21 protein-coding genes and 1 pseudogene are annotated in these 26,206 nt (G+C 60.6%); 6 read left to right on the top strand and 16 right to left on the bottom strand.

The window, feature by feature from the left end:
- Positions 1-4 precede the first annotated feature (4 nt).
- The 14 genes from MA884_RS20440 to MA884_RS20375 form a co-directional block, all read right to left on the bottom strand.
- Positions 5-1,075 carry a class I SAM-dependent methyltransferase gene (locus tag MA884_RS20440; RefSeq protein WP_256232193.1) on the bottom strand — a complete coding sequence of 357 codons (1,071 nt, stop codon included), beginning with the start codon at positions 1,073-1,075 and terminating at the stop codon, positions 5-7.
- Positions 1,065-1,934, bottom strand: coding sequence for an NAD(P)-dependent oxidoreductase (locus MA884_RS20435; RefSeq protein ID WP_256232192.1), 870 nt, complete (start codon positions 1,932-1,934; stop codon positions 1,065-1,067). Before MA884_RS20435 ends, MA884_RS20440 begins: the two co-directional genes overlap by 11 nt.
- Positions 1,934-2,494 carry a dTDP-4-dehydrorhamnose 3,5-epimerase gene (gene rfbC, locus MA884_RS20430; protein ID WP_256232190.1) on the bottom strand — a complete coding sequence of 187 codons (561 nt, stop codon included), beginning with the start codon at positions 2,492-2,494 and terminating at the stop codon, positions 1,934-1,936. The genes MA884_RS20435 and rfbC overlap by 1 nt, the downstream gene beginning before the upstream one ends.
- Positions 2,491-3,573: a CDP-glucose 4,6-dehydratase gene (gene rfbG, locus MA884_RS20425; RefSeq protein WP_047226224.1), complete on the bottom strand. Its 1,083-nt coding sequence runs from the start codon at positions 3,571-3,573 to the stop codon at positions 2,491-2,493. The genes rfbC and rfbG overlap by 4 nt, the downstream gene beginning before the upstream one ends.
- Positions 3,555-4,328: a glucose-1-phosphate cytidylyltransferase gene (gene rfbF, locus MA884_RS20420; protein ID WP_186654069.1), complete on the bottom strand. Its 774-nt coding sequence runs from the start codon at positions 4,326-4,328 to the stop codon at positions 3,555-3,557. Before rfbF ends, rfbG begins: the two co-directional genes overlap by 19 nt.
- Before the next feature lie 331 nt (positions 4,329-4,659).
- Positions 4,660-8,226, bottom strand: coding sequence for a glycosyltransferase (locus MA884_RS20415; protein ID WP_256232187.1), 3,567 nt, complete (start codon positions 8,224-8,226; stop codon positions 4,660-4,662).
- Positions 8,227-8,318: 92 nt separating this feature from the next.
- The gene (locus tag MA884_RS20410) at positions 8,319-9,884 is read right to left on the bottom strand and encodes a flagellar hook-associated protein 3 (RefSeq protein WP_256232185.1); all 1,566 of its coding nucleotides are present in this window, start codon (positions 9,882-9,884) and stop codon (positions 8,319-8,321) included.
- A gap of 13 nt (positions 9,885-9,897) precedes the next feature.
- Positions 9,898-11,964 carry a flagellar hook-associated protein FlgK gene (flgK, locus tag MA884_RS20405; protein ID WP_256232184.1) on the bottom strand — a complete coding sequence of 689 codons (2,067 nt, stop codon included), beginning with the start codon at positions 11,962-11,964 and terminating at the stop codon, positions 9,898-9,900.
- A gap of 10 nt (positions 11,965-11,974) precedes the next feature.
- Positions 11,975-13,279 (bottom strand): flagellar assembly peptidoglycan hydrolase FlgJ, encoded by a 1,305-nt coding sequence (gene flgJ, locus MA884_RS20400; protein WP_256232183.1) that lies wholly within the window; start codon positions 13,277-13,279, stop codon positions 11,975-11,977.
- A gap of 10 nt (positions 13,280-13,289) precedes the next feature.
- Positions 13,290-14,375, bottom strand: coding sequence for a flagellar basal body P-ring protein FlgI (locus MA884_RS20395; RefSeq protein ID WP_256232234.1), 1,086 nt, complete (start codon positions 14,373-14,375; stop codon positions 13,290-13,292).
- A 45-nt stretch (positions 14,376-14,420) separates the two neighbouring features.
- Positions 14,421-15,116 (bottom strand): flagellar basal body L-ring protein FlgH, encoded by a 696-nt coding sequence (gene flgH, locus MA884_RS20390; protein WP_092397495.1) that lies wholly within the window; start codon positions 15,114-15,116, stop codon positions 14,421-14,423.
- 51 nt (positions 15,117-15,167) lie between these two features.
- On the bottom strand, positions 15,168-15,953 hold the full coding sequence (gene flgG, locus MA884_RS20385; protein ID WP_256232181.1) for a flagellar basal-body rod protein FlgG: 786 nt from the start codon (positions 15,951-15,953) through the stop codon (positions 15,168-15,170).
- A gap of 49 nt (positions 15,954-16,002) precedes the next feature.
- Positions 16,003-16,740: a flagellar basal body rod protein FlgF gene (locus MA884_RS20380; RefSeq protein WP_256232180.1), complete on the bottom strand. Its 738-nt coding sequence runs from the start codon at positions 16,738-16,740 to the stop codon at positions 16,003-16,005.
- Positions 16,741-17,080: 340 nt separating this feature from the next.
- Positions 17,081-18,640, bottom strand: coding sequence for a sigma-54-dependent transcriptional regulator (locus MA884_RS20375; protein WP_256232179.1), 1,560 nt, complete (start codon positions 18,638-18,640; stop codon positions 17,081-17,083).
- A gap of 436 nt (positions 18,641-19,076) precedes the next feature.
- Between MA884_RS20375 and phhA the strand changes: the two genes are divergently transcribed.
- The 3 genes from phhA to MA884_RS20360 all read left to right on the top strand — a co-directional run bounded on the left by phhA (position 19,077) and on the right by MA884_RS20360 (position 21,511).
- Positions 19,077-19,862 (top strand): phenylalanine 4-monooxygenase, encoded by a 786-nt coding sequence (phhA, locus tag MA884_RS20370; RefSeq protein ID WP_256232178.1) that lies wholly within the window; start codon positions 19,077-19,079, stop codon positions 19,860-19,862.
- A gap of 99 nt (positions 19,863-19,961) precedes the next feature.
- The gene (locus tag MA884_RS20365) at positions 19,962-20,318 is read left to right on the top strand and encodes a 4a-hydroxytetrahydrobiopterin dehydratase (RefSeq protein WP_003184087.1); all 357 of its coding nucleotides are present in this window, start codon (positions 19,962-19,964) and stop codon (positions 20,316-20,318) included.
- Positions 20,318-21,511 (top strand): amino acid aminotransferase, encoded by a 1,194-nt coding sequence (locus MA884_RS20360; protein ID WP_256232177.1) that lies wholly within the window; start codon positions 20,318-20,320, stop codon positions 21,509-21,511. Before MA884_RS20365 ends, MA884_RS20360 begins: the two co-directional genes overlap by 1 nt.
- 193 nt (positions 21,512-21,704) lie before the next feature.
- Here MA884_RS20360 and MA884_RS20355 read toward each other — a convergent pair whose 3' ends face one another.
- Entirely contained in the window at positions 21,705-22,268 is a 564-nt protein-coding gene (locus MA884_RS20355; protein WP_256232176.1) for an NAD(P)H nitroreductase, read from the bottom strand.
- A gap of 184 nt (positions 22,269-22,452) precedes the next feature.
- Here MA884_RS20355 and MA884_RS20350 point away from each other — a divergent pair, with 184 nt between their 5' ends.
- Complete coding sequence (locus tag MA884_RS20350) at positions 22,453-23,907, top strand: TrkH family potassium uptake protein (protein WP_256232175.1); 1,455 nt, start codon at positions 22,453-22,455, stop codon at positions 23,905-23,907.
- On the opposite strand, the pseudogene MA884_RS20345 reads toward MA884_RS20350, so the two are convergent.
- Positions 23,864-24,923: pseudogene (locus tag MA884_RS20345) on the bottom strand (AraC family transcriptional regulator). The gene MA884_RS20350 and the pseudogene MA884_RS20345 overlap by 44 nt on opposite strands.
- A gap of 160 nt (positions 24,924-25,083) precedes the next feature.
- On the opposite strand from MA884_RS20345, the gene MA884_RS20340 reads away from it, so the two are divergent.
- Positions 25,084-25,395, top strand: coding sequence for a DUF962 domain-containing protein (locus MA884_RS20340; RefSeq protein ID WP_256232174.1), 312 nt, complete (start codon positions 25,084-25,086; stop codon positions 25,393-25,395).
- Positions 25,396-25,418: 23 nt separating this feature from the next.
- Positions 25,419-26,003, top strand: coding sequence for an HD domain-containing protein (locus MA884_RS20335; RefSeq protein ID WP_256232172.1), 585 nt, complete (start codon positions 25,419-25,421; stop codon positions 26,001-26,003).
- Positions 26,004-26,206 lie beyond the last annotated feature (203 nt).

The following is a 26,206-nucleotide window of genomic DNA, read 5'->3' as shown; positions in this document are numbered from 1 at the left end:
GCGGTTATTGGAACGAAGCGCTGTCAACGGCGTGATAGACGTATCGCCCACCGGTCATCCGCTTGATCTCTTCGAAGTAATTGGAATTCATCACAAACAGATTGGCGCCTTCAGGCAAGGTGTCCATCGCCTCCTGGGGGGAGGACACTCGCACACCACTCAGAGGCAAGTAGCGCCCCTGCTTGGCCGGATTGATATCCACCACACGATCCACTGCCACGCCTGCACGTTGCAGCGCTAATGAATAGATCACGCCTTTGGAGGACGCGCCCCAGATCGCCGAACCTTGCTCAGGCGCATCCCGGATGATCTGCACCGCACGGTCGAGGCTGGCGGTGAAGTTTTCCGGCAGCATCAGCGGCTGTGGTGCCTCGGCGGGTGTGCTGCGCAAAGTGGAAAGGTCGGCAACGATGTAAAGGTATTGGCCGCCGAACAAATGACCCGCCTCGTGCACCGTCCCGAACATTGCGCGCAAATCGGCGAGGCGAAAGTAATTCACGTGTTCGTAGAAGACATCGAACCAGGCGCTGTGCTCGACAATCCAGTCGAAACACGGCACTTCGATATAAATCTGTCCGCCCTGGTTGGCAGCGGCGATTTCAGCCAGAAAACCGACCGGATGACTGATGTGCTCCAGCACATGGCGCAACACAATGGCATCAGCCGCCAGGCCCAAGTCCCGATTGAAGGGAGCCTTGATCACATCAGGGTTGTCACCTTCATAGGAAGGATCGATCCCGGTGATGGCGTAGCCCAAGCCTCGCAGCATCTCCAGGAAGTAGCCTTTGCCACAACCGACTTCAATCAGGCTTTTGTCTTTGAAATGTCGCGCCAGGATCGCTTCGACGTCATTCAGGTGCTGTTGAAACTGCACTGAGTGTGCCTGCTCGTTTTGATAATCGACGTCATAACTGAGTTTGCTGGCGTCGAATGCCTGATTGAAGATCAGACCGCTCTGGCTGTCCTGCACCAGCACGATATCCGCACTGGCCGACGCCTGGGCCTGTTCAGCAGTGGCAAATGTACGGTTCTGCAGGATCGGCAGTCCACTCGCCCGATACAGTTCATGCTGCATGTTCTTCTCTCCTGAGCTGCGAAATCCGCTGGGCATCACCCCAAAACGCCATGGGCTCATGACCCGAGTACCCGTAGTGCCCCAGGTTCAAGGCGATGTCCGCCTGACGTTCGCGCACTCGCTGTTCAACCAGAGCCCGCACCGATACCGGATGACCACTGCAACAGTTGATCACCCCCTCGACGTCGCGCCGGGCTATCAGCGAGGCCAATTGAGAAGCGGCTTGTCCGATTTCCAGGTAATCGCGCAACTGGTCGCCCGCAGACATGTTGAACTGCGCATCACCTTCGTCGATCGCCCGATCGAGACTGGCCAACAGACTGTTGGGGTTCTGTCCCTCGCCGTGCAAATAAAACAGGCGCGCCCACTGCAACGTAAAGGCGCGCTCGCGCTGCAAGGCTTCAAGGAACCGGTGCAATGTATGTTTCGCCAGGCCATACGGCGTGCAAGGCTGTGCGATCACCGTCTCGCTCAATGGGCCACTTTGCAGCCCGTATTCAAAACAGGTACCGGTGACCAGCACATGGCTGACACCGGCCTCGATCACGCGTTTGAGAAACGCGTAGTCCAAAGGCAAGGTTCGCTCGAAATGGAACAGCGCCTGATAGTTCGGCAGGCCTGGCCAAGCCAGATGCGCGATGGCCTCTACCCCGTCAGTCAGAGCGCCCACGTCCAGGTCCGGTGCGTGGATGTCTGCCGCGCAGAACTCCACATCATCAAACCATGGCATAGCACGCGCGATTTCGACGTTTCGGCCTGAAGCTCGAACCTTGAAGCCTTTGGCGAGTAAAGCACTGACCAGATGCCGACCGACAAAACCGGTGGCTCCCGTAACCAGTACGGTCGAGGAATGCTCCATTACAGCTCAACTCCACTGAAGTCTTTGTCCAGCAGCGGATGACTCGCGTCTTTGGCCGACAGGTTTTTAACCGGCAACGGCCAGGGTATAGACAGTGCAGGGTCAATCACCGAAAGGCCGGCTTCATGATCCGGAGCGTAGTCAGCATCGGTCAGGTACAGCACTTCAGCGTCATCGGTCAGGGCTTGGAAGCCATGGGCGAAGCCGGCAGGAATCAGCAAACTGCGGCCGTCATCGGCTCGCAGTTCCTCGGCATGCCACTGCAGGTAGGTTGGGGATTGCGGCCTCAAATCGACCACCGCGTCCCATATCGCGCCCCGGACGCAAGTAATCAGCTTGGACTCTGCATACCCGGCTTTTTGGTAGTGCAAGCCGCGTACGCTTCCTTTTTCGACCGTACGTGAATGGTTGATCTGGCGAATAGCGAAGGGACGCCCCTGAAGCGTGAGGCGGGACTGACAGAACAATCGGGCAAAACGCCCCCGTTCATCGCAGAAGACTTTTTGCCGGATCAGATACAAGCCTTCCAGCGCTAACGCCTGAAGGGTGAAATCAGTCATAACCGACCCCTGTAGAGATTCAATTGATTCAGAGTTATCGCACGCATGTCATCGCCGTTCTGCCACGCCAGATGCCAATCGAGGGTCTGGGCAAGGCACTGCTGCAACGACCAACGCGGCTGCCAACCCAGCAATTGCCGGGCGCGGCTGCTGTCCAGGCGCAACAGGCCGGCTTCATGCAAATCACTCGGTTCGATCCGTAGGCCCGGCGCCAGCGGCCAGCGCTCGGCGAGCAACTGGACGACTTCGCCGACGCTGCACATGTCGGCCTCGCCGGGGCCAAAGTTCCAGGCGCCGGCGAACTCCGGGCCTTGCTCATAGAGGCGCGCGGCCAATTGCAGGTAACCGGCCAGCGGCTCCAGGGCGTGCTGCCAGGGGCGTACGGCCTGGGGATAGCGCAGCGTCACCGGTTCGTCCGCCGACCAGGCCTTGAGCACGTCCGGAATCAGCCGTTCAGGGGCGAAGTCACCACCGCCCAGTACGTTACCGGCCCGGGCCGTGGCCAGGGCCAGGCCGTGTTCGGCGTAACGATCGGCGGAGAAAAACGAGGCAGCGTAAGACTGCGCCAACAACTCGCAGCAGGCCTTACTGCTGCTGTAAGGATCGTGGCCGCCCAGGGCTTCGTTTTCGCGGTATGGCCACAGCCATTCCTGATTGGCGTAGACCTTGTCGGTAGTGACCAGGACACAGGCTCGCACGCCGCCAATCTGGCGGACCGCTTCGAGCAGGTTCAGGGTGCCCATGACGTTACTGGAATACGTGCCCAGCGGATCGCGATAACCCTCGCGTACCAAGGGCTGGGCCGCCAGGTGCAGGACGATCTGCGGCTGCACGTCGGCGAGCACTTCCAGCAACGCGCCGAGGTCGCGCAAGTCACCGCGCCGATCATCGATGCCCTCACCCACCCGTGCCAGCTCGAACAGGTTGGGTTCGGTGGCCGGATCCAGGGAGAAACCGCTGACCCGGGCGCCCAGGCTTTGCAGCCAAAGCGCCAGCCAACTGCCCTTGAAACCGGTGTGGCCGGTGACCAGCACCCGCTTGCCGCGCCAGAACTCCGGGCTCAACCCCATTGTTTCCATGGGGCCTCCCCGCTTTGCCACAGGGCCTCAAGATGATTTTTATCCCGCAGGGTGTCCATCGGGTGCCAGAAACCGTCGTGCTGGAACGCCTGCAATTGCTGTTCGGTGGCCAATGCCGCCAACGGTTCAGCCTCCCAGGAAGTCTGATCGTCGGCGATGTAAGGCAGAACCTTCGGCGAGAGTACAAAGAAACCACCGTTGATCCAGCCACCGTCACCGCGGGGTTTTTCGGTAAAGCCCAGGACCGTATCGCCATTGCGCTCCAGCGCACCGTAACGTCCCGGGGGCTGGACTGCGGTCACCGTGGCGAGCTTGCCGTGCGCCAGGTGAAAATCCACCAGCGCACCGATGTTGAGGTCCGAGACGCCGTCGCCATAGGTAAAGCAAAACGCCTCTTCGTTTTCCAGATAGCGGGCAGCACGGCGCAGCCGGCCACCGGTCATGGTCTCTTCACCGGTGTCGATCAGGGTCACGCGCCACGGCTCGCTGTAGTTCTGGTGAACGTCCATGCGGTTGTTGCACATGTCGAACGTGACATCGGAGGTGTGGAGGAAGTAGTTGGCGAAGAAATCCTTGATGGCGTAGCCCTTGTAGCCCAGGCAAATGACGAAGTCATGGATTCCATGGGCGGAATACTGCTTCATGATGTGCCAAAGAATTGGCTTGCCACCGATCTCGATCATCGGTTTGGGCTTGAGGTGCGACTCCTCGCTGATCCGCGTGCCGAGACCACCTGCCAAGATAACTGCCTTCATCGTCTCCCCTCTTGTCCATCACCGGGCTCGGCCAAGCGTTGTTTCGCTTTGCGGGCGCGGGGATTACACCTTCGATGCCGATCCGGGCGCCGCGGTATGCCGCAAGCGCTCGTTTTATGGCGATATGAGGGGGGCTTGCAGGAAACGCGCCAGCTCGCTGGAGGGGATTTGAATCAAAACAGGGTTGAATACTGATCTTTGTGGCGAGGAGATTTATCTCCGCTGGCTGCGCAGCAGCCCCAGTCACTCAATCTGGTACAGCGGGAGGTATCCCCGGCCCTACGGGGATAAATCCCCTCGCCCCAGGCCTCCCGGCACAAACAGCCCATACTCAGTCCGGCAACCAACCCCACAACCAATGCTGCAAGTTGTCGCCACTGAGCATGAAATCACGAAGCACCGCTTCGCGCAGTTCATCGCCCATGCGGTAGCTGGCATCAGGATCGGCCAGGTGCATGCGGATCGCCGCGATCCATTCCTCGGTGCTGTTGCTGCGTACCTTGGTACACGGCAGGAAGCCGTCGTAGGCCTTGGTGTCGGTGCAGATCACCGGGTAGCCGCAGGCGCCGTATTCCAGCAAGCGCAGATTGCTCTTGCAGTCGTTGAAGATGTGGAACTCCAGCGGCGCCAGTGCCAGGTCGAGGTTCAGGCTGGCCAGTTTGAACGGGTAAGTCTGCAACCCGACGGAGCTGTGGAATTCATGTATGTAGGGACGCAACGCCTCCGGGCACATCCCGAAGAACACCCACTCCACCTCATTGGCCAGTTCGCGGACGACGTCGGCAATGATTTCCAGGTCACCGCTGTGGCTGGTTCCGCCGCCCCAGCCAACCCGAGGCTTGGCAGATGTTCCGCGCTGGCTGGTCAACCGGGTCCACGGTTCGGGCGGCAGCATGTTGGGCACTACCCGAATTTCGCTATGCATGCTGGACAAGGCGTCGGCCAGCGCCTGGGTCGTCACCACCACCCGGTCACACAAACCAATCCCCTCGCGCAGCATCTGCTCGGTGTTGACCGGTTTGTTGCGGGCGTGGGTATTTTTCTTGGGGGCACTGACCACGTAGTCGTCGAGCTCGAAAATCCGCAAGGCGCCGGAGTACTTCTTCATCCGCAGGATGTCACCGGCAGCGCCCTCACTGTAGCGCCCCTGCAACACGATGGTATCCGGGGACAGCCGCTCGATTTCCACGGTCGAAGGTGACTCGTAGGCGACCCGCGCAATCGCCCGTCCACTGGCTTCGAGTTCGGCCAGCGGGGCGGTGACCCGATAGTGGCCGACTGCGGTGGCGTTGACCGGCAGCCCGAGGACCAGTGGCAACGCGCGGGTGCAGAAGGGATTCCAGTTATTGCGCAGTGAAGGTTCCAGACTGAAACTGGAAGCCCCCAGGCTCAGGGAAGGACTGTAAGCCGGGTCACGAGCAATCTGCGGCAACCATTTGCGATAGAAAACTTCGCGTTCGTGCTCCTGCAACACTTCTTCCGGCTGGGCTGACGATTGCCCGGTCGCTTGCATGACGCTGGCGTAAGGCGTCCAGACCACCAGGTAGCCATCTTTACCTGCACGCAAGCACAAATCGACGTCACTGAGGCCCTGGGTGAACGTCGCGTCATCGAGGCAACCCAGCGCCTCGAACACCTGCTTGCGCACCATCAGGCAGTCGCTGCTGACCGAACTCCAGTTCTGGGTCGTGTGCAGACGTTGCATGTAGCCACGAGAAGTCGCGGACTCGCCATAAAACGGTGTTCCCACCGGCCCGGCCAACCCGAGAATCTGCCCACCGCCGACAATCGTGCCCTGGGGGCTGAGTATCCTTGCGCCGACCACCGCGACTTCCGGGCGCAGGGCATGATTGATCAACTCATCCAACCAATCACTTTCGCCTATGACCATCTGCGGGCTCAGCAGCAACAGGTAGTCGCCCCGGGCCAGGCTCGCGGCAAAGTTACGCACTGAGGCGTCATTGTCGTCACCGGCGTAACGCAGCACGCGCAGCATGCTCGCGCCCAACTGCGCCATGTCCGCCAGCCAGTTGAGCATGGCCGGATCCCGGACGCCGCTGTCCACGATCAGGATTTCATAGTGCGTATAGGCAGTGCGCTCGATCAGGCTTTCGCAGCAGCGCTGCAAGGCCGCCAGTGAATCGCCCGTGCGCAGGATAATCGACACCAACGGACGGGTGTCGTAGCGGTAGTCGATGCGATTGATCAGCGGCAACACATCCTGGCGAATCTCATGAGGTGCGCCAATGCGCTCCAGGTGAGCGCCAACCATAGGAGCGTTGCCCTCGATCACCTCGGGCCACGACAACCACTGGGCGAAGCTCAGTGTGGATTCAACCTGGATCTCGGCAATGTGTTCGATGGTTTGCGGGCCGGCCTCTTCCACCAGTCGCCAGAGCAGGTCGTGAGGCGCCAGCTCACCGCGAGCCGGGTCGAACCCGCCCAGGGTCATGAAGCGTTCACGCTCGAAGGCCAGGGCCCGACCGACGTAGGGATAGGCGCGCATCAGGTCGAGGTTGAAATCAGGCTTGAACACCGGCTCGATGGACTCACCGTTTACCAGTGCGCCTTCGTCGCTGTAAGCGCAGAGCATGCCGGTCTTGCCTGCCACGCGTTCGGCCAGGATCAACAACGCTGAATCACGGAGGGTGTCGCCAGCGCGCAGCAGATAGAACCAATCTGCGCCCTCCAACTGCGCAACAATGGCATTGAGTTGCCGTGCCCAGTCGGGCTGATAAGGCAACTGCAACACCCGGCCATTGACCTCGCAACGGGCGTCGGAAAGCACCACGACAGCCTGGGCCGGATAGAGCTGGCCCTCTATGCTGCCCAGCGTGGTCGCCAATGCCACGTCGTCGCCAGCACTGTCGATGACAATCGGCACGATGTTCGGACGCAATGGCCAACTGTCGATGCGCGCAGGCATGACGCGCTGCTCGACCTCGCTGAAGCAACGAATCGACAGCCATTCGCGGTAGAACTGGGCATAACTCTCGCTCTGGGCGCCTACCCGACCATTGACGACCGTATTACGATTGCCCAGCACGCGGGTCACGCACAGTTCCTGCCAGGCGTGAGGCTGATCGGTGACTTTGTCCAGGTCAACGCAGCGCACCCAGCCAGAGGCCGGAGCCGCTTCACCGTTGCGCGCGGCGAGCATCTGCGCCAGCCACTGCCATTCCACTTTCGCAGCCTTGAGCATTTCCGGGGTCTTGCTCAAACGCTCAGGGTACAAGCGCTCGACGCTCAAAACCGTATTGAGCGTCGCCAGGTTACCGCGGCGCATCAGACAGACAAACAAGGCAAAATCGAGGGTAGCAACGAAACCGGCACCGCCCTGGACCAGCGCTGGCAGCAGTTCGAGCACATCGGCCCGGCGCATCAGGGCGGAACTGAAATTACCAACGAAATTGGTCGGGGTGCTCTCGAAAATCGCCAGCATGTCATCACCCTTGAGCAGGGCATCGTTGGGCGAGAAGCGGCAATTGTCCACACGGGGTGGCAGGATGAAGTTACCAGCGTCACACAACAACCGAAGCGCGAACACAACGCTGACGTCAGCATGATCCATCAACGCCTGGGCCTGCATCGCAATGCTCGGCGCAAACAGCCGATCATCGTCGCACAGCACTTTGATGAACTCGCCGCTGGCCTCTTCGACACAACGCAACAGGTTGCCTTGAAGCCCCAGTCGCTGCGGATTTCGCAGATAGCGGATCGGATGGGACGGCTCAGCGAAAGAATCGACTATCCGGCGAATCTCATCGCCAGGCGAATCGTCGCAAACGACGATTTCGATCTGTTGATAAGTCTGGGCCAGGGCACTGAGCAGTGCCTGGTCGAAGAACCGAGAGTTGTAGGCAGGGATGACAATACTGACAAGGGGCAATGGTTTCACGGCAAAAACTCTCGAGCGGCGGGCCCCGACCCTTTCAGGCCGGAGCCCCGGAACCGCTTAAAAAGACGGTTGGCGGCTCGGTCGATACCGGCTCAGATCTTGTTGAACAGGCCCAGTTGGGTGATCTTGCTGAAAGCCAGTTGCGAGGCCTGCAACATGGTCTGCTGCAAGGTCAGGCGAGTCATCACTTCGGCCGCATCGGAATCACGAATCGACGATTGGGTCTGGGTATTGGCCAACAACAGGCTCTGGTTCGTATCGCTTTGGGTTTCCAGAGCCTGACCACGCCCACCAACCGAACTCAAGGCGCTGGACAACTGATCGGTGCCGCTGGCCAGGTTGCCAATACCGGAGGCCAGCGAAGCCTGCAGCTTTTGCAGCGCAATCGGATCGTTGTTGGTCGGCGTGCTCAACGCGGTCTTCAGCTGGTTCACGGTGTCCAGAATGTTCTGGGTCTCGTGGGTATTGACCGCGATGCTGAACTGATCGTCCGCGCCGGGCGTACCGTCCAGGGTGAAGCTCACGCCCGAGGCGGTGGCCACGTTGCCGGCCAGGGTGCCGCTGGACACCGGTTGGCTGTTGGCGGTCAACGGCGCCGCGTACAAGTCGAAATCAGTGGCGCTGGTGAACTTCAATACGGCCGAACCGGTAGGGAAACTGGCGTGATACGCCACCGGGTCGGTGATCTCGCTGCCCGTGACCTGAACGGTGGTCGGGTTGCCCGGGCTGCGGGTCGCGGCAAAGGTGTCCGGCTTGGCGGCCAGGGTGAAGGTATGGCCTGGCAACACGGTGTTGGCATCATCACCGGCTTGCAGATTGATGTTCAGGGTCAGTTCCAGACCACGGAACTGCACCGCCTGACCGGTTTTGCTGCTGGGATCAAACGCGCCGCCCTGGCTGGCTTCGGCGGTGACGTCGTTGCCGCCGGAGTCGGTGATTCTCAGCTGTGTGCCGCTGGTGAACTCAACGGTATACGGCTCGCCACTGCGGAATTTGCTGTTGTAGCTGACACTGGATGACACCTGACCGTCAGACAGCACGACGCGACCATCGTCCACCGCCGGCGCGGTCAGGGTGACCTGGCTGCGGCTGGTGTTGACGGCCTGCTGGAACACTTCCCAGCCGGTGCTGTTGGTGGCCATCGACATGGTATCGCCGACCGGCAGGTCTAGGGTCACCTGGTCACCGTTGTAGCTGTAGCTGCCATCAGTGTTGCGGGTGAACGGGATGGTGTCGCCCTTGGAACCGGCGAAAATGTACTTGCCGTTTTCGTCCTTGCTGTTCATCAGGCTGAGCAACTGCTCTTCGATCTGCGCCAGCTCAGAGGCGTTGGCCTGGCGGTCGGCGTCGGTGTAGCCAGCGTTGCCGGCGCCGACAGCCAACTCCTTGGCGCGCTGCAGCACGTTGCCAATGCTGGTCATCACCGCTTCAGTGGTGCCCAGGGTTGCCTTGATGGTGTTGGCGTTGGTTTCGTACTGAGCCAGCATCGAGGCTTGTGTGCCCAATTGCAGCAGACGCGAAGCCCCTACCGGATCATCGGCGGCGGTATTGACGCGCACCAGGCTGCTGGCCTCTTCGCTGGTCTTGACCACATTGGCGAAGTTTTTCTGATAGTTCGCAGCCGTGGATTCGTAAAACTGGGCGGTAGAAATTCGCATGGGCTACGACTCCTTAAAGACTGTTGATCAATGTGCTGAAGATTTCCTGCGCAGCCTTGATGATCTGCGAAGACGCGGTGTAGTACTGCTGATACTTGACCAGGTTGCCGGTTTCTTCGTCCAGGTCCACGCCCGACAGCGAGTCGCGGGCGCCCTTGGCGTTATCCAGGATCGCGCCGGTGGCGGCGCTGTCGAGTTTGCCCTGGGCGGCCTTGGAGCCTACGCCCTCCACCAGTTTGCCGTAGGCATCGTTCAACGAAATGCCCTTGCTGGCGGAACCGGTGTCCACGGTCTTGGCGGTCTGTAAACCGGCCAGGACAGTGCCGTTACGGTTGTCCAGGCTGCCGGCCTGGCTGACGCTCACATCGATCGCGGCACCGTTGGACGGCGCGCCAGCAATCGACATGTCGAAGGTGACAGTGCGCTGCACCGGCGGTGCGGAAGAATCCATGATCGGGTTGCCGCTGGCATCCTTGAGCGGAACACTCAGGCTCAAGGTATTGCTCTGGCCGGGCTTGATCGTGCCATTGCTGATCTCGACGCCCGTGGCATCGAGCAACTGATAAGCCTGGCTGGTGCCGTCGGCGGACGTCGCGCCGAAAACCACCTTGACCGGCATCGAGGTCTTGATGCCGTTCTGGATGATGGTGGTGGTGGCTTCGTCGTAGATATCCAACTGCGACGTCATGGTCGGCTGGCCGCTGGCCGGAATGGTCAGCGTACCGCTGCCGCCTGGCACGATGGCTGCGCCCAGCGGCGCGGCAATCGCCAGCCGCTTGGAGTCGGTCATCTCGGTCTTGATACTGGCCGCCGCGTTGCGGGTCGGAGTGATCCTGAACGAATCGCCGGCGGCAGCGGTGCCGTTGGCGAAGGTCATCGAGAAACCGTCGATCACCGGCGGCGGCGTCGTCGCGGTATTGAACGCCCCCATCGAAGTGCCGTCGGGCAGGCGCTGGACCGTGTAGTCGGTGCCGCTGGTGAACGTCACCTTGTAATCATTGGTGGTCAACGCGCCGGTGTCTTTGATGGCCACGTTGAAGTTGCCGGAACCGGCGCTATTGTCCAGCGCGGCAATGCTGCGCTGGCTCATCTGCGCGGCACTGTTGATGCTGGTGAACAGGTTGGAACCGAAGGCGCCGTTCTTGTCGATGCCCGAGGCCTGGATCGCGTTCATCTGGTCAGCGACCACCAGGGCCACGCGGCCCAGCTCATTCATGGCCGGATCAAGCACGGTGCTGCGGTAACGCATCAGGCCGCCGATCTCGCCACCGGTGAGCACCTGGGTGAGGTCCATGACACTGGAACCGCTATTGAGCTGGATCCCCAAGCGCCCCGGATCGTTCTTGTCCGGCACGGTTTCCAGGGTATTGACGGTATTACCCATCACCAGCGGCTGCCCGGAACCCAGGTAGATGTCCAGGCTGCTGCCGTTCTCCACGATCTGAGTGCCGGTGAAGGCCGAGAGCTGGAGAATGGTCTGGTTGCGGGCATCGAGCAGGTCGTTGGGGGCGCCGCCGGAGTTGGAGACTTCGGCGATTTTCTTGTTCAACTGAGCAACGGTGGTGGCCAGTTTGTTGACCTGGTCGACCATGCTCGTCAGGTTGCCATTGATGTTCTGGTTCTGCTCCGTCAATTGGCTGGCGACCGAATTGAACCGGTTGCTCAAGGCTTGCGCATCGCTGAGCAGCAACTGACGGGACGCATCATCGCCCGGCTTGGCGTTGACGTTTTGCACTGACGCGAAGAACTTGGTCAGCGCGCCATTGAGACCGGTGCCGGTGTCCGACAGCAAGGCATCGAGCGGGGTGATCTGCCCTTGATAGGCCGCCGCATCGCTGTTGAGCGAGGTCGTGGTCTTCAACTGCGCTTCAAGGTAGGAGTTATAGACCCGGCGCACATCGGCCAAGGTGGTGCCGGAGCCGATGAACACGTTGCCGTATTGATTGGACGCCTTGGTGGTCTGCACGGTCTGCTGACGCGAATACCCATCGGTATCGACGTTGGCAATGTTGTTACCCGTGGTCACCAATCCGCCGTGGCTTGCGGACAGACCCGACATCCCGATATTGAGCAAACTCATGGTTCAGACCTTATAAAGTCGTAGTGGCGCCAGCCGAAGCGTAGTTTTGGTAACTGGTCATCTGCCGGGCTATATTCGAAATCTTGCTGGCGTAGTTCGGGTCGGTGGCGTAACCGGCCTTCTGCAACTCACGCACAAACTGTTCCGGGTTATCGGCCGACTTCAGCACATCTTGATAGCGACTGTTGCTTTGCAGCAGATTGACCAGGTCATGAAAACTGTCGCGATACGAGGCGTAGGAACGGAACTGGGCCGTTTCCTTGACCATCTCGCCATTGCGGAATTCGCTGGTGATCGCCCGCGCCGAATCGCCCGTCCAGTTCTTGCTGGCCTTGATACCGAACAGGTTGTGGCTGCTGCTGCCATCAGACTGACGCATGACCGATTTGCCCCAGCCGGTTTCCAGCGCTGCCTGGGCCACCAGGTAACGAGGGTCTACGCCGATACGGTCCGCAGCTTCCTTGGCCATTGGCAGCATTGCATCGACGAATTCGTCGGCGTCGCGGAAGGCTTTGCGGGCTGGAGCCAGGGGTGGCTGCGCCACGGCGCGCCCGTACACCTGCATGGACCCGCTCGGTTCTGACGCCTTGAGCGCGGCCAGCCAGTCGCCATTGGCCAGTTCGCCGGTGGCAGGCTTGACGGCGCTGATAGCGCGATCCGGCAAAATATTCTGCGCCTTGACTTCAGGCGCGGTCGCGGCAGAAGGCACCAGCCCCGCAAGCAGGCGGTCGGCCAGTTTTGGCGGCAAGGCCAGGCGGCGCTGGTTAAGCATTTCCATGTCGTTGCGGTGAACGCCCTCGCCCGCCCCTTGCGGCGCACTCACGGCCCGCGAGGCCCACAGCGGGCGCTGGCCGTTGGAGCGCGACAATGGCCCGTCGGGCAACGTGCCGGCGGCAATGGGCGTCGGCACCGGGGCCTTGACGGCCTTGTCCAACGCTTGTTCCTGTTTGCCGGCCGACAGCGTTGCCGCCTCGCCTGACACCAGGGGTTTGTTCTTGGACATCTGACGCAACAGCACGTCGGCCAAGCCGATACCGCCACCCTCGCGAGACATGGAGACGGCCAGTTGCTGGTCGTACATTTCCTGGTATTGCTTGGCTTCAGCGGTGTTGAGCGGATTGTCCTTGCCCATCGACTCGGTGGCCGCACGCATGGACTTGAGCATTTCACCGATGAACAACGACTCGAATTCCTGCGCCACTTTGCGCAGGTTGCCGTCACTGTTCTTGTCGCCGACCTTGAGCTGGTTCAGACGATTGAGGTCCGAGTAGGAACCCGAATCCCCGCTGATCAAAGCGCCCTTGCGCATATCCATGGCTCGTTCCTTAAATCACGATCAGGTCGGCTTGCAACGCGCCGGCCTGCTTCAAGGCTTCGAGAATCGCCATCAAGTCGCCTGGCGCCGCGCCAACCTGATTCACCGCCCGGACAATTTCATCCAGGGTAGTGCCCGGGCCGAACTTGAACATCGGCTTGGCTTCCTGCTCGGCATTGACCCGCGAACGGGGCACCACCGCGGTCTGGCCGTTGGACAAAGGTCCAGGCTGGCTGACGATCGGATCTTCAGTGATGGTCACGGTCAGGCTGCCGTGGGTCACCGCCGCCGGTGAAACCTTGACGTTCTGGCCGATCACAATGGTGCCGGTGCGCGAGTTGATGATGACTTTCGCGACCGCCTGGCCCGGATCGACTTCAAGGTTTTCCAGGATCGACAAATAGTCGACCCGCTGGCTCGGATCCAGCGGCGCCGTGACGCGCACCGAACCACCGTCGATGGCCTGGGCTACGCCTGGGCCGAGCATGTCGTTGATCTTGTCGACGATGCGCTTGGCAGTCGTGAAGTCGTAACGGTTGAGGTTCAGGGTCAGGCTGTTGCCCTGGTTGAAACCGCTCGGCACCGCACGTTCCACCGATGCACCGCCAGGAATGCGGCCGGCCGACGGAACGTTGACAGTGATCTTCGAACCGTCGCGCCCCTCGGCATCGAAACCGCCCACTACCAGGTTACCCTGGGCGATGGCGTAGACGTTGCCGTCGATACCCTTGAGCGGCGTCAGCAGCAGGGTGCCGCCGCGCAGGCTCTTGGAGTTACCGATGGACGAAACAGTGATATCCACCTGCTGGCCGGGCTTGGCGAACGCCGGCAGATCGGCACTGACCGATACCGCCGCGACGTTCTTCAATTGCACGTTGCCCGAACCGGCCGGCACCTTGATGCCGAACTGCGACAACATGTTGTTGAAGGTTTGCAGGGTGAACGGGGTCTGGGTGGTCTGGTCGCCCGTGCCGTTCAGACCCACGACCAGGCCATAGCCGATCAACTGGTTGGAACGCACGCCGGAAATGCTGGCGATGTCCTTCAGACGCTCGGCTTGAGCGGTGAAGGCCGCCGACATCAGCAGTGCCCCCATCAACAGCTGCTTGAGATTCAACCGCTTAAGATTCAACTGGGCCACCTAGAAAGGGAACTTCGGGCTGAGGAAGAAACGGTCGAACCAGCCTGGCTGACTCGCATCGGCAAAGGCACCGGTGCCCGAGTAGGTAATACGTGCATCGGCTACACGGGTCGACGATACGGTGTTGTCGGTAGCGATATCATCGGCGCGAACCATGCCGGCGATACGCACCAGTTCGTCACCGGTATTGAGCGTCAGCCATTTCTCGCCCCGCACGACGATGATGCCGTTGGGCAACACATCGGCAACGGTGACAGTGATCGAGCCGGTCAGGCTGTTGCTCTGGCCGGACTTGCTGTCGCCCTTGGTGGCCCGGTCGGAGCCATAACCGGCGTTGAGGCTCAGGTCCCCGCCACCGATCGGGTTGTTGGTGGTCAGGCTGGAGCCGAACAACGACGTCAGGCCGACACTGGTCTCGCTGGTCTTGTCGATCTGCGAGTTGGCGTTCTTGCTGGCCTGGGTCCGCTCGTTCAGGGTGATGGTGATGATGTCCCCGACCCGGAAAGCCTTGCGGTCGCTGTACAGGTTCTGCTCGAAACCGGCCTGGTAGATCGAACCGTTGTTGGCGGCGGCCGGCAACGGCGTGCGCGGCAACACCGGAGCGTAATACGGGTCATTGGCCTTGGGCGTCGGCGCGACACAGCCCGCGAGCGCAGTAATCCCACTCAGTGCCAGAACAGATACGAAGCGATTCATGACCCTACCTCTTGGTGTTGCAGGCGACCTCAGGCCGCCTTATAGACGTGATTACAGATTCTGCGTAACGAACGAGAGCATCTGGTCGGCGGTGGAGATCACCTTGGAGTTCATCTCGTAGGCGCGCTGGGTGGTGATCATGTTGACCATCTCCTCAACGGTGCTCACGTTGGAGGTTTCCAGGGTGTTCTGCAGCGTGGTACCGAAACCGTTCAGGCCTGGCGTGCCGACTTGTGGCGCGCCGCTGGCGGCGGTTTCCAGGAACAGGTTGTTACCCACCGCTTGCAGGCCAGCCGGGTTGATGAAGTCGGCGGTCTGCAGGTTGCCAATCACCTGGGCGGCCGGGTTGCCCGCCACGGAGATGGACACGGTGCCGTCGCGACCCACGGTGAACGTCTGGGCGTCGTTCGGAATGATGATGGCCGGCTCCAGGGCGAAACCGCTGGCGTTGACAATCTGGCCATTGGAGTCGAGGTGGAACGTACCGTCACGGGTATAGGACGTGGTACCGTCCGGCTGCAGGATCTGGAAGAAACCGCGACCATCGATGGCCATGTCCAGCGGCTGCTCGGTAGTTTGCAGGCTGCCGGCGTTGAAGTTTTTCTGGGTGCCGACAATGCGCACACCGGTACCCACTTGCAGACCAGACGGCAGCTCGCTGTCCTGGGTCGATTGGGCGCCTGGCTGGCGTTTGACCTGGTACAGCAGGTCCTGGAACTCGGCGCGATCACGCTTGAAACCCGTGGTCGATACGTTCGCCAGGTTGTTGGAAATAGTAGAAAGGTTGGTGTCCTGGGCGGACAGACCTGTTTTGGCAACCCAAAGAGCCGGAAGCATTCGATTCTCCTCGTACGCCTGTTTTTCGGCGCAACGCTGTAATTAATGATTAGATCTGCAAGACCCGAGCCATGGCTTCGTCGCCTTCTTTGGCGGTGTTCATCATCTTGACGTGAAGCTCGAACTGCTTGGCCAGAGCCAGCACCGAAGTCATCTCGTCCACGGCATTGACGTTGCTCGCTTCCTGGAACCCCGACACCAGTTGCACGTTGGCATCAATGGGCGCCGGCTGGCCGTCCTTGGTGCGGATGGCGCCGTCCAGGCCTTTGGTCATGTTGCGAAGATCCGGGTTGACCAGCTTGATACGGTCGACTTCAGCCATCACGCGCGGGCCTTCGCCCATGGCGCGGATACTGATGGTGCCGTCCTGGCCGATTTCGATTTTCTGCTCTGGCGGCACGGCGATCGGACCACCGTTGCCCATCACCGGCATGCCATTGCCGGCCCGCAACACGCCCAGGGCGTCAACGTTGAGGCTGCCGGTACGCACGTAGCTTTCACCGCCTTCAGGGTTCTGCACAGCCATCCAGCCCGGTCCGCTGACTGCCACGTCGAGGTCGCGACCGGTTTCCACCAGCGCGCCAGGGGTAAAGTCGGTGGCTGGACGCTCGGACATGGCAAATGCCCGCGCCGGAAAGCTGTCGCCAAACACCGGCATCGAACGGGCCTGCTCCAGGTCTTTCTGAAAACCGTTGGTGGAGATGTTCGCCAGGTTGTTGGCATGGGCCCGCTGCGCCAGTGCGTTCTGGCTGGCGCCGGTCATTGCCACATAAAGGTACTTGTCCACTGTCGTTCCTCTGCATGCCGGACGTTTGCCGTCCACTGCTGTACTGCTGAGCACTAAGCAATTTGCAGACCAACTTTTTTCTGGCGCCGTAGAGCCCGGCAAACAAAGGGCTTCAGGGTTTTTGAAGGAATTTTGGGAAATGTATCGAAGACGAAAAACCGGCGGTGTCATGCCGTTTGGTGGCAACGCTTGACCTTGTGGCAATGGTGACTGTCGTCATCGCGAGCAGGCTCGCTCCCACACCGGATTGTTGCCGTTCGCAAATGGCGCGAACACCTCGGTCAAATGTGGGAGCGAGCCTGCTCGCGATAGAAGCCCCCCAAACACAACAGGCAAGCAATTATGACTCGGCCTTGCCGACCTCATACTCACGCAACTTATTGGCAATGGTCGTATGGGAAACCCCCAGTCGCTTGCCCAGTTGCCGGCTGCTGGGGTGCTCGGAGTACAGGCGCTCAAGCACGGCTTTCTCGAATCGTCCGACGATGTCGTCCAGCCCGCCCTCCAGGGAAAAATCACCCAGGGGCTGACGCACGCCGTAGTCCGGCAGGCGGATATGCTCAGCCTTCACCGTTCCGCCATCACAGAGGGAAACAGCCTGGAACAGCACGTTTTCCAACTGCCGAACGTTGCCCGGCCAGTGGTAGTGGTTGAGACGGTCCATCGCCGCGGGGGCCAGTTTCGGCAACGCACAGCCAATTTGCCGACTGGCCTGGTCAAGAAAATGTTCCACCAGTGGCGTCAGGCCGTCGAGGCATTCGCGCAGTGGCGGGATGTGCAGCGAAAGGACGTTCAAGCGGTGGTACAGATCCTGACGGAATTCCCCTCGGGCGCAGAGTTCGGACAAATCCACCTGGGTCGCGCAGATAACCCTGACATCCAGGTAGACCTCCTCATCGCTGCCTACACGACGGAAGCAACCGTCCTGCAAAAAGCGCAGCAATTTCACTTGCAGGCGTGGACTCATTTCCCCCACCCCGTCGAGGAACAACGTGCCCCCGGCCGTCAGCTCCAGCAAACCGAGCTTGCCCTCGGCCCGGGCGCCCTCGAAAGCACCGGGGCCGTAGCCAAACAGCTCGGTCTCGGCCATGGACTCGGGCAACCCTGCACAGTTGAGTGCCATCAACGGTGACTGCCCACGCGGACTCGCCAAGTGACAGGCGCGAGCCAGCAACTCCTTGCCAGTGCCAGTTTCGCCCTCTATCAACAGCGGTGCGTCCAATGGCGCCATGCGCCGGGCTTCCCGGACCACAGCCGCCATTACCTTCGAACTCTGGAAAATACTGTCGAAGCCGCGCAGCTCCTGCTTGCGCACGTTATAAATTCGCTCGCCGACCCGGTCGGCCCGATGCAGCGTCAGCACCGCGCCAGCCATCGCCTCGCTGTCGTCGTGCTCAGATTGCAGCGGCGCGATATCCGCCAGAAACACATCGCCCCTGACCTTGACCCGCAGCCCGTTGATGCGCGACTGATTGGCGCGCACCAGTTCCGGCAGATCAAAATCCTCGGCATATCGGGACAGTGGAATCCCCGGCACCTCGTCCACCCGCACCCCGAGCAACTGTGCCGCTGCCCGGTTGGCGGCGACGATGGAGCCCCCCATGTCGATGGACAGCACCGGAAACTCCAGGGCGCCGAGTAGCGCGTTGAGCTCCATGTGTCGACGCTCACTGGGCATCAACCCGACGCGCTTGACGCCGAAGACCCCGGCAATGCCTTCGAACTTCGGACGAAGCGCCTGAAACTGGATGTTGATCAGATTCGGGCAGTGCAGATAAATCGCATTGCCATGTTCACCTCCCACTTCCCCGCGGGCGACGTTGATGCCGTACTCCACCAGCAGGTTGAGGATGTCCCGCAGGATGCCGATGCGGTTCTGGCAATGGACTTTGATGCGCATAAAAAGACCCGATGTGTATTAGGAATCCGTGGCGAGGGCACTCGCTCCCGCTTGTAGGAGCTGTCGAGCGAAGCGAGGCTGCGATCTTTTCCAAAACACTTGAGTCCCAAGTGAAAGTCAAAAGATCGCAGCCTTCGGCAGCTCCTACAGCACAGCCCAGCGGGAGCAAGCGCCCTCGGCACAAGATTTTCTGCAGTGGCGTACAAATAATCGTCAAGATTATGTGACAGTTGTAGACCAATTCCCACCCGAAAATCTCCAGCACATGGCTATGCCAGCGAATTCGTAACGAAAACTTTACGATCTCGGCCAAAATCAACGACTGACGTCTTCGTCCTGCCGCTGCACCAACACCGGCTTCGGGTTATCTCTAATGCATCGCTGGACATAACAACAAACAAGCCGTCCCCCAGAGGGAAATCAGCAGGAGAACAGCATGAAGCAGACGCAGTACGTGGCCCGCGAGCCCGATGCGCAAGGTTTTATTCACTACACCGCCGAAGAACACGCGGTGTGGAACACGCTGATCACCCGCCAGCTCAAAGTCATCGAAGGCCGTGCGTGCCAGGAGTACCTGGACGGCATCGACAAGCTGGACCTGCCCCACGACCGTATTCCGCAATTGGCTGAAATCAACAAGGTGCTGGGCGAAACCACCGGTTGGCAAGTGGCCCGGGTGCCAGCGCTGATCCCCTTCCAGACCTTTTTTGAATTGCTCGCCAGCAAGCAGTTTCCGGTCGCGACTTTCATTCGCACCCGCGAAGAACTGGATTACCTGCAAGAGCCGGACATTTTCCACGAGATATTTGGCCACTGCCCGCTGTTGACCAACCCCTGGTTTGCAGAGTTTACCCACACCTACGGCAAACTCGGGCTACAGGCTTCCAAGGAAGAACGCGTCTACCTGGCGCGCCTGTACTGGATGACCATAGAGTTCGGCCTGGTGCAAACCCCGCAAGGACGGCGCATCTACGGTGGCGGCATCCTGTCTTCGCCCAAAGAAACCGTTTACTGCCTGTCGGACGAGCCGGAGCATCAAGCCTTCGATCCGCTGGAAGCCATGCGCACGCCGTATCGCATCGACATCCTGCAACCTGTGTATTTCGTGCTCCCCGAACTCAAGCGCCTGTTCGACCTGGCCCACGAAGACATCATGGGCATGGTCGGGCGCGGTCGTGAGCTGGGCTTGCACGCCCCGAAATTTCCGCCAAAAGCCGCGTGAACCGCGTCTTTTTATCTCAATTGAGTCTGTTGCATAACGCCGCTTTGCTTTAGCGTGAGTGCATCGACGTTTTTCAAATATTCGATCCAGGAACACACCATGAACACTCTGAACCAAGCCCATTGCGAAGCCTGCCGCGCCGACGCCCCACAAGTCAGCGACGAAGAACTGCCGGTATTGATCAAGCAGATCCCGGACTGGAATATCGAAGTGCGCGACGGCGTGATGCAGCTGGAAAAGGTCTTCCTGTTCAAGAACTTCAAGCACGCCCTGGCCTTCACCAACGCCGTCGGTGAAATCTCCGAGGCCGAAGGTCATCATCCGGGCCTGCTCACCGAATGGGGCAAAGTCACCGTGACCTGGTGGAGCCACTCCATCAAGGGTTTGCACCGCAATGACTTCATCATGGCCGCCCGCACCGATGACGTGGCCAAGACCGCTGAGGGCCGCAAGTAATGCATTTCGATGCCATCGGCCGGGTGCCCGGCGATCCGATCCTCGGCCTGATGGAGGCTTACGCGGCGGACAGCAATCCGCGCAAGTTCGACCTGGGCGTGGGTGTCTATAAAGACGCCCAGGGCCTGACGCCGATTCTTGCATCAGTCAAACAGGCCGAGCAGCGCCTGGTGGAACGCCAGAGCACCAAGACCTACATCGGCGGTCATGGCGACGCTGCGTTCGGCCAGTTGATCAATGAATTGGTGCTGGGCACCGACTCGACGCTGATCAAGGACAAACGCGCCGGTGCTACCCAGACGCCGGGCGGCACCGGCGCCCTGCGCCTGAGTGCCGACTTCATTGCCCAATGCCTGCCAGGCCGCGGCGTATGGTTGAGCAACCCGACCTGGCCGATTCACGAAACCATCTTCGCCACCGCCGGGGTCAAGGCCAGCCATTACCCGTACGTGGGTGCCGACAATCGCCTGGATTTCGACGCGATGCTGGCGACCCTGAACCAGGCACCCAAGGGCGATGTGGTGCTGCTGCATGCCTGCTGCCACAACCCCACCGGCTTCGACCTGACCCAGGAACAATGGCGCCAGGTACTGGAGGTGATGCGCAGCCGCAACCTGCTGCCGTTGATCGACTTCGCTTATCAAGGTTTCGGCGATGGGCTGGAGCAAGACGCCTGGGCCGTGCGGCTGTTTGCCCAGGCACTGCCTGAAGTACTGATCACCAGTTCCTGTTCGAAGAACTTCGGCCTGTACCGCGACCGCACCGGTGCGCTGATCGTCTGCGCCGGCGATGCCGACAAACTGGTGGACATCCGCAGCCAACTGGCAAACATCGCCCGCAACCTATGGTCAACGCCGCCGGATCATGGCGCGGCAGTAGTGGCGACGATCCTGGGCAACCCGGAACTCAAAAGCCTGTGGGCCGACGAAGTGCAGTCCATGCGCCTGCGCATTGCGCAGTTGCGCAGCGGTCTGCTGGAAGCGCTCGAACCCCACGGCTTGCGTGAACGCTTCGCTCACATCGGCGTGCAACGGGGGATGTTTTCCTACACCGGCCTGACGCCGGAACAGGTCAGGCACCTGCGCGAACGCCACAGCGTGTACATGGTCGGCACAGGCCGGGCCAACGTGGCGGGCATCGATGCCACGCGTCTGGATTTGCTGGCTGAGGCGATTGCTGACGTGTGCAGATAACACCACAGCTGGCCGTTGATTTTGTGGCGAGGGAGCTTGCTCCCGCTCGGCTGCGCAGCAGTCGTAAAAAGGCCTGGCGCGGTCTTGTAAGGTAGCGTTGCTCCACTTGGGGCGGCTTCGCCACCCAGCGGGAGCAAGCTCCCTCGCCACGGTGGATCAAACCAGCCTCAAGTCATTCGCCGCCCTTGAGCAGTTACTGGCCCGTCCACTCCCGGACAAACTGCCCGACATCTTCCTTCGGCGCCGTGCGCGCTTCTTTCTGCGCAGTGCCCAGGTAGAGAAAACCGATCACCTCTTCACCGTCCTCAAGGCCAAGCCCCTTGGCCACATGAGGCGAGTACGCCAGCTCACCTGTACGCCAGACTCCACCCACCCCTTGGGCATAAGCCGCCAACAGGATCCCGTGGGCGGCGCAACCGGCCGCCAGCAGTTGCTCGGCTTTCGGGATTTTGAAATGGTCCTGCAAACGTGCAATCACCACCACAACCAGGGGCGCGCGCAACGGGCCGTTGAGCGCCTTCTCCACGACTGCTTCGGACACCAGCGGATCATTGAACCGCGCCGCTTCGGCCAGCAGTTCGCCCATGCGATGGCGCGCTTGGCCTTCGACCGTCAAAAAACGCCACGGCCGCAACTGGCCGTGGTCCGGGGCCCGCATCGCAGCGGCAAACATAACCTCGCGTTGTTCGGCGGTGGGTGCCGGGTCCACCAGGCGCGGGACGGAAACACGGTTGAGCAAAGCGTCGAGAGCCTGCATCGGCCACCTCCTGAAAAAATGTCCAGCTATTCTAGAGGCTTGTGCGACGAGTTCGTTAGCTCAAATTCCAATGCCAGGAGGACATGGCACAGGCCGCCGACCTCAAGTGCCTCCGGGTTGCGGTTTACTTGCCGCTTGTCGCGGGTAGAATGACGCCCTTCCCTTTTCAGCCCGAGCGGACTTCATGGCGTTGCCGACCCTGCGGATCATTGGTTTCATCATCGGCATCTTCCTGATCACCCTGGCGATCTTCATGGTTGTGCCCATGGCCACCTTGCTGATCTTCGAACGCACCAACGACCTGCCATCGTTCCTCTGGTCGAGCATGATCACATTTCTCGCCGGCCTGGCCCTGGTCATTCCCGGACGCCCGGAACACGTGAACCTGCGGCCCCGGGACATGTACCTGCTGACCGTCAGCAGCTGGCTGGTGGTGGGTATCTTTGCCGCGTTGCCCTTCCTGCTGACCCAGCACATCAGCTATACCGATTCGTTCTTTGAAAGCATGTCCGGGATCACCGCCACCGGCGCCACGGTCTTGAGCGGCCTGGACAACATGTCCCCCGGCATCCTGATGTGGCGCTCGCTGCTGCACTGGCTCGGCGGTATCGGCTTCATCGCCATGGCGGTGGCGATCCTGCCGCTGTTGCGCATCGGTGGTATGCGGCTGTTCCAGACCGAGTCCTCCGACCGCTCGGAGAAAGTCATGCCGCGCTCCCACATGGTGGCCCGGTTGATCGTGGCGTCCTATGTGGGTATCACCATTCTCGGCACCCTCGCCCTGTGGTGGGCAGGGATGAGCCTGTTCGATGCCATCAACCATGCGATGTCGGCGATTTCCACCGGTGGGTTCTCGACGTCGGACAAATCCCTGGCCAAGTGGACCGAACCGGCGGTGCACTGGGTCATTATCGTCATCATGATTCTCGGCAGCCTGCCGTTTGCCTTGTACGTCTCGATGCTGCGGGGCAATCGCCGGGCGCTGATCAAGGACCAGCAGGTCCAAGGCCTGCTGGCGGTGCTGCTGGTGACCTGGCTAGTGCTGGGCACCTGGTATTGGGCGACTACCGACCTGCACTGGCTGGAAGCGCTGCGGCACGTGGCGCTGAACGTGACGTCGATCGTCACCACCACGGGCTTCTCCCTGGGAGACTACAGTCTGTGGGGTAATTTCTCGCTGATGTTGTTCTTCTACCTGGGTTTCGTCGGCGGCTGTTCAGGCTCGACGGCCGGCGGGATCAAGATCTTCCGCTTCCAGGTCGCCTACATCCTGCTCAGGGCCAACCTTAAGCAACTGATCCACCCGCGCGCGGTGATCAAGCAGAAATACAATGGCCACCGCCTCGACGAAGAAATCGTGCGCTCGATTCTCACCTTCTCGTTCTTCTTTGCCATCACCATCTGCGTGATTGCCCTGCTGCTCTCGCTACTGGGAGTGGAATGGATGACTGCGCTGACCGGCGCCGCCAGTACCGTGTCCGGCGTGGGCCCGGGGCTGGGAGAGACCATTGGCCCGGCCGGCAACTTTGCGCCGCTGCCGGATGCGGCCAAGTGGATTCTGTCGGGTGGCATGCTGCTGGGCCGACTGGAGATCATCACCGTGTTCGTGCTGTGTATCCCGGCATTCTGGCGTCACTGACCGGCCTGGCCACTGGCTGACCGCGCCCGGTATTCGCCGGGCGTCGTGTCGAACCAGCGTCGAAAGGCCCGGAAAAAATTGCTCGGGTCAGCGAACCCCAACAGATAGGCGATTTCCAGCAGGGTCAAGGCCGGTTGCGCCAGGTACTGTTCGGCCAGTTCGCGGCGGGTGTCATCGAGCAGGCTCTGGAAACTGGTGCCCTCTTCCTGCAGGCGTCGCTGCAAGGTGCGCTGGGACAGGTGCAGTGTCTGCGCCACCACATCACGCTTGGGTTCACCCCGTGGCAGCAGCCGGCACAACACTTGCCGGGTCTGGTGAGTCACGCGGCTTTCGGAAAAACGCGCCAGGTACTCACCGGCAAACCGGTCGTGGAGCTGCGCCATGGCCTCGTTGGCGGTAGGTAGTGGTGCCTCCATGTCGCTACGCTCGAAGATCAACGCGTCATAGGGGGCGCTGAACACCAGCGGCGCGGGAAAGGCCTGTTGATAAGGTGCCAGGTCAACGGGCTCGGCGCCCTGGAACAGCACCTTCACCGGGCGCAAGACGCGTCCGGTCAACCAGTTGCACATGGCCAGCGCACAGGCCAGGGAAGCCTCGGCACTTTGGCGGGTGGGTGGGATATGGTCGCCATGCACTGTCAGGACCAATCCGTAGCCACCCTCCAACAGGCGAAAGCTCAGGTCGGCGCTTTCCGCGATGATCCGCTGATATCGAACGAGCCGCTGGAAACCCTCGACCAACGTGCGGCTGGACATCAAGGCATACCCGACCACATGAAACGACGCCGGGCGCACCACTTTACCCATGTTCAAGGCAATGGCCGGGTTACCCGACAGCTCCACCGCCCGTTGCCAGAGCCGGGTCATCGAATCCTGGGGGAAACGTGCATCCGGATCCTCCAGCGCATCAAAGTCCAGACCTAACTGTTTGAACAGCTTGCGACAATCCAGGCCGTCCATTTCCAGCGCCTTGACAATCCCCATCGCCCAGCTTGAAGAAGTTGTTCGTTCGCTCATGACGTTTACTTGCATGACGAGCCGCAGGGTACGGCTTGATTTGCGAAGGATACTAAAGTGGCGCCCATTGTCACTGGTCGTTGCAAGTGATCGCTCTAGACTTCAAGCAAACCGTTGGACGCACAGTGTCATCAGAACAATAACCACAGAGCCGACAGTCGTGGAAAACACCAGACGCTTCAATACGTTCGCTGAGTTCTACCCCTATTATCTCAGCGAACACAACAACAGCACCTGCCGGCGTTTGCACTTCATCGGCACCTCCCTGGTCATCCTGATTTTCGCCCTGGCCCTCATCATCGGGAATGGGTGGTGGCTGATCGCCTTGCCTTTTGCCGGCTACGGCTTCGCCTGGGTCGGGCATTTTTTCTTTGAAAAAAACCGTCCCGCCACCTTCCAGCACCCGCTCTACAGCTTGTTCGGCGATTTCGTCATGTATCGGGACATGCTGCTGGGCAAGGTTCCCTTCTAGATGCTGCAATCAAAGGATTGTCGATGAGTTCACATGCACGTTTTACCCACATGCAGGAAGGTACCCAGGAAGACTGGGCGATCATCGCGGCCGATTTCAGCGCCTATGCCCGGCAACTACCGGGCCGGATCCTGACCCATTTGAAGTTGCTCGATGGGGACTTTGGCGGATTCCCGGTGGATCGCCTGACCCATTCCCTGCAAACCGCCACCCGCGCCTATCGTGACGGCCGGGACGAGGAGTATGTGATCTGCGCCCTGCTCCACGACATCGGCGACACCTTGGGCACGTACAATCACCCGGACATTGCCGCTGCCATCCTCAAGCCGTTCGTCAGCCCCGAAAACCTGTGGATGGTGGAAAAACACGGAATTTTCCAGGGCTATTACTTCTTCCATCACCTGGGCATGGACCGGCACCTGCGCGAGCAATTCAAAGCGCATCCTCAGTACCAGGCGACCATTGATTTCTGCGCCCGATACGACGCCGCGGCGTTCGATGCCGAGTACGACACCCTGCCGTTGAGTTTCTTCGAGCCGATGCTGGAGAGAGTGTTTGCCGCGCCGAAGCAATCGATCTACAAAGCGGCGATGGCTGAACAGGTTTAAGCCTGACTGATTGCTGGGGACCGCTGCGCGGTCCATCGCGGGCAAGCCTTGCTCCCACAGGTAGTGCTTGCTTCCACAGGCTGTGCTTGCTCACAGGTAGTGCTTGCTTCCACAGGCTGTGCTTGCTCTCACAGGTAGTGCTTGCTTCCACAGGCTGTGCTTGCTCTCACAGGTAGTGCTTGCTTCCACAGGCTGTGCTTGCT

Source organism: Pseudomonas sp. Q11, from assembly GCF_024494355.1.
Taxonomy (GTDB): domain Bacteria; phylum Pseudomonadota; class Gammaproteobacteria; order Pseudomonadales; family Pseudomonadaceae; genus Aquipseudomonas; species Aquipseudomonas hefeiensis.
Note: the sequence above shows the minus strand (reverse complement) of the source record. Positions and strands in the feature narration are given on the sequence as shown.

Coding starts and splice junctions, on each gene's coding strand:
- MA884_RS20440 (WP_256232193.1), bottom strand. CDS start 1,075: ATGCAGCATGAACTGTATCGGGCGAGTGGACTGCCGATCCTGCAGAAC.
- MA884_RS20435 (WP_256232192.1), bottom strand. CDS start 1,934: ATGGAGCATTCCTCGACCGTACTGGTTACGGGAGCCACCGGTTTTGTC.
- rfbC (WP_256232190.1), bottom strand. CDS start 2,494: ATGACTGATTTCACCCTTCAGGCGTTAGCGCTGGAAGGCTTGTATCTG.
- rfbG (WP_047226224.1), bottom strand. CDS start 3,573: ATGGAAACAATGGGGTTGAGCCCGGAGTTCTGGCGCGGCAAGCGGGTG.
- rfbF (WP_186654069.1), bottom strand. CDS start 4,328: ATGAAGGCAGTTATCTTGGCAGGTGGTCTCGGCACGCGGATCAGCGAG.
- MA884_RS20410 (WP_256232185.1), bottom strand. CDS start 9,884: ATGCGAATTTCTACCGCCCAGTTTTACGAATCCACGGCTGCGAACTAT.
- flgK (WP_256232184.1), bottom strand. CDS start 11,964: ATGAGTTTGCTCAATATCGGGATGTCGGGTCTGTCCGCAAGCCACGGC.
- flgJ (WP_256232183.1), bottom strand. CDS start 13,279: ATGGATATGCGCAAGGGCGCTTTGATCAGCGGGGATTCGGGTTCCTAC.
- MA884_RS20395 (WP_256232234.1), bottom strand. CDS start 14,375: ATGGGGGCACTGCTGATGTCGGCGGCCTTCACCGCTCAAGCCGAGCGT.
- flgH (WP_092397495.1), bottom strand. CDS start 15,116: ATGAATCGCTTCGTATCTGTTCTGGCACTGAGTGGGATTACTGCGCTC.
- flgG (WP_256232181.1), bottom strand. CDS start 15,953: ATGCTTCCGGCTCTTTGGGTTGCCAAAACAGGTCTGTCCGCCCAGGAC.
- MA884_RS20375 (WP_256232179.1), bottom strand. CDS start 18,640: ATGCGCATCAAAGTCCATTGCCAGAACCGCATCGGCATCCTGCGGGAC.
- phhA (WP_256232178.1), top strand. CDS start 19,077: ATGAAGCAGACGCAGTACGTGGCCCGCGAGCCCGATGCGCAAGGTTTT.
- MA884_RS20365 (WP_003184087.1), top strand. CDS start 19,962: ATGAACACTCTGAACCAAGCCCATTGCGAAGCCTGCCGCGCCGACGCC.
- MA884_RS20360 (WP_256232177.1), top strand. CDS start 20,318: ATGCATTTCGATGCCATCGGCCGGGTGCCCGGCGATCCGATCCTCGGC.
- MA884_RS20355 (WP_256232176.1), bottom strand. CDS start 22,268: ATGCAGGCTCTCGACGCTTTGCTCAACCGTGTTTCCGTCCCGCGCCTG.
- MA884_RS20350 (WP_256232175.1), top strand. CDS start 22,453: ATGGCGTTGCCGACCCTGCGGATCATTGGTTTCATCATCGGCATCTTC.
- MA884_RS20335 (WP_256232172.1), top strand. CDS start 25,419: ATGAGTTCACATGCACGTTTTACCCACATGCAGGAAGGTACCCAGGAA.